The following is a 2912-nucleotide window of genomic DNA, read 5'->3' on the forward strand; positions in this document are numbered from 1 at the left end:
GCGTAAAACTGAAAAGAGAGAAGCCATGTCGCTAGATAACAAATCAGAAAAAGAGGGAATATTAGAGGCATTAAACAAAAGCAAATATAGCTTAATTAAAAATGAAGATTCTCTCAATGAAAAGCAAAAAGAAAAATTAAAATCTGTGCAGGAGGTGTCACCAAATCTCGCCAAAATGCACGCACTTAAAGAACAATTCCGAGATATATTTGAAACAACTAAATCTTGGGGGGATAGTATAATAAAACTACTAGATTGGATGTATGATGCGCTTTCATATTTTCCGAAAAGTATAGGTACAATAGTTAGATGGTTTGGGGAAATAGTTGGTTATTTTGACGGCAGAACTACGAGTGGTACTGTAGAAGGAATTAATAATAAGCTCAAGTTAATTAAAAGGCTTGGATATGGCTTTCGTAACTTTAGCAATTTTAGATTACGCAGCTTATTAAACTGGCATTTTACTATTAATTATCCATAAAAGTAACCGAAGAACCATAAATAATTTATCTAGTATTCTCCCCAGCTTATCATCATTGAGGTATTCTGGTTTTACTCCAGCACCAATTAAGTGTTCACAAGCGATTAATTCAAAGAATTTTGGGAACATATATAAAGGCTGTGACATCATACTTAAGCCGTTTAAAATCATTGCCTTTACTACCTGACCCGCACTGACTTTTTCTCCTGGCTCTGACCCTAGTAATTTATTAATTATTTCTACCATCCCAATTGAATCTACTATTCCTGCTACTATCCCTAAATGGTCAATCTTCTGAAATTCAATGTCTTTGGCACTAAACATGGCAACAGAAATTCCACAAAAATATCTGTTGAAATTTTCTCATTTTTCGTAGGGATTCAAAACGTTTTTTTTATCTTTTTATAGTCATTGAGGATAAAGCTTTCAATGATTTTGAACCAATTTTGACATTAAAATAATCTAAGAATTCAAATTTTATATTTAGTCATATTTATTATCAGTATATTGAAGTTAATCATAATAATTCCTATTTAGCTCTAATGAATTATAGTCAATTCTCTCAATCATTAGTTCCTATGTACTAAATATATCCGTTTCTTTGGGGTGTGACAGTTGTGGGTGCGGAATGTAGGTTAGAAGATTCTGATCCCATGCGCCAAAATGTTTGCTATCACTGGCGCAGGTAGTAGTTCCTTCTCCCCAAATATGAGGTAAGCGAATAGAGAAGATAGCATTAATAACATCACCAATTGCACTTGTTCTAGCCACAGGCTGCACCTGATGACACGAACCTTCTATTTTCGCCTACTTATAAATTTTCTACCCACCTCCTCTAGACGTACTGCTTAACCCAACATCTATCGAAGATCGATTCATAGATACGGTTATTGACTCTAAGAAAACCCTGCTGCTTGACCGCTATCCCCGACAAGAGCAATTCCCTTTCTTCTGGACTGTCGGCGGCGACAACTTCTTCCTGATGCAAGATTTGTCGGTAGAGTTCTAGTAGCCGAACAGATTGTTTACTCCTGAGGAGGCGATCGCGAATGGTTCTCAAATGTTCTGGTTCATCCTGTGATTCCCAATTCTCGATCACCAACCTCCGCACCAAATTTTCTATCCATTCAGTTTCTCTGTTGGTAGGGATAGGTGATGAAGCACTGCGGATAAGTTTACAGAGCTTTTGAGTCAAAAAAGGCTGGCCGCTAGTCCAGGATAAAACTTCTTTGAGAACGGTTTGAGGATTGCTTACTTTGTCAGTCAATCCTTGAAGTAAAGGTTGGGCTTCATGCTCTTTAAAGCCCTCCAGTTGAATCGCCTGACCGATGTTGAATGGGGTTGTCTGATAGTCAGTCATTAAATTGCAAGGGGTGGCAACTCCAAAAAGAGCAAAGGTTAAACGTCGATACTTTGGATTAATGCTGCGCTGATTATAGCAGGAGCGAATCAGAGCAAAAAAGTCATTAACTGGGAATTTCAAACTCAATAAGCTATCAATTTCATCGATAAAAATTATCAGATTTTTAGGAATAGTGTCATCTTTTTGAGTGATTTCAAATAGCAAAACTTCTTCAATAAATTGACTCAACCTTTGAACCGGAGAAATATCCCCTTGCTCTTGCCACCAAGTTTTTAGATTAACCTTTCTTAGCAAACCAAAACTTCGCCATAGCTCTACTGTCAATCCCTTATACCATTGCTCGGGCGTGACGTTTTCGCTGCCAATGCGGGTCAGATCGATCGCCCCGCAGCTAAATCCCTGATGGTTCAGATGGTGCATCATGTGTACCATCAGGCTTGATTTACCCATCTGTCGAGGATTGAGAATGTAACAAAACTCCCCGTGCTTCAATGCCTTGTAGAGATAACGGTCTGCGGAACGCACTACATAAGTAGGAGCATCCATTGGCAAACTTCCCCCCACTTGATAGTCAAAAGTAGAGGCTTGTTCAGCACTTTTGAGTAACTCGTTTTCAAAAATAAGTTCCGCTTGAGTCGCTTGGAGAACCTCTAACGTTTGTGACAGTTCTTGAGTGCGCTCGACGACTTTTTGTTGTAAAGTCCGACTGTAATCGGCTAACTCATCTTTTGCCTGCTGTAGGGCAACATTTTTAAATTTTAGTTCGCGGGTAAATTGAATTCGTTCTGCTTCTGACCTTTTCCGTTCGGTAATATCTTGAAAAGCAGCTATAGCATAAGCAATTTGAACCTTCTCATCAAAAACTGGAGTTGCCCGCACTTCCAAGGGAATAATCTTGTCCCCTTGATGAATATCCATATCATCAACCGTCACGCTCTCACCATTCAAGGCTCGAACAATGGGCTGATTCTCGGTTGGATATACCTGCTGTGTTCCTGCTGAATAGATTTGATAAACTTCGTTCAATCGAGCGACTGTTGTTTCAGTTACAATCCCCTTGCCCAGAAT

General features: G+C 38.9%; 2 protein-coding genes and 2 pseudogenes. 1 reads left to right on the forward strand and 3 read right to left on the reverse strand.

All coding sequences use genetic code 11. The annotated features are described in order from the left end of the window. A partial coding sequence (locus tag LC574_RS33895; protein ID WP_229457992.1) for a transposase occupies positions 1-481 on the forward strand: 481 nt, incomplete at its 5' end. Between the two features lie 18 nt (positions 482-499). Here the strand turns inward: LC574_RS33895 and LC574_RS33900 are convergent. The 3 genes and pseudogenes from LC574_RS33900 to LC574_RS33910 form a co-directional block, all read right to left on the reverse strand. Beyond that, a pseudogene (locus LC574_RS33900) lies at positions 500-805 on the reverse strand (DUF4277 domain-containing protein); the annotation flags it as partial. 309 nt (positions 806-1114) lie between these two features. Next, positions 1115-1240 (reverse strand): annotated as a pseudogene (locus LC574_RS33905) (Tn3 family transposase); the annotation flags it as partial. Between the two features lie 76 nt (positions 1241-1316). Beyond that, on the reverse strand, positions 1317-2912 hold a 1596-nt coding region (locus LC574_RS33910), incomplete at its 5' end, for an AAA-like domain-containing protein (protein ID WP_229457995.1).

This window comes from Nostoc sp. CHAB 5715 (genome assembly GCF_020829685.1).
Classification (GTDB): Bacteria; Cyanobacteriota; Cyanobacteriia; order Cyanobacteriales; family Nostocaceae; genus Nostoc.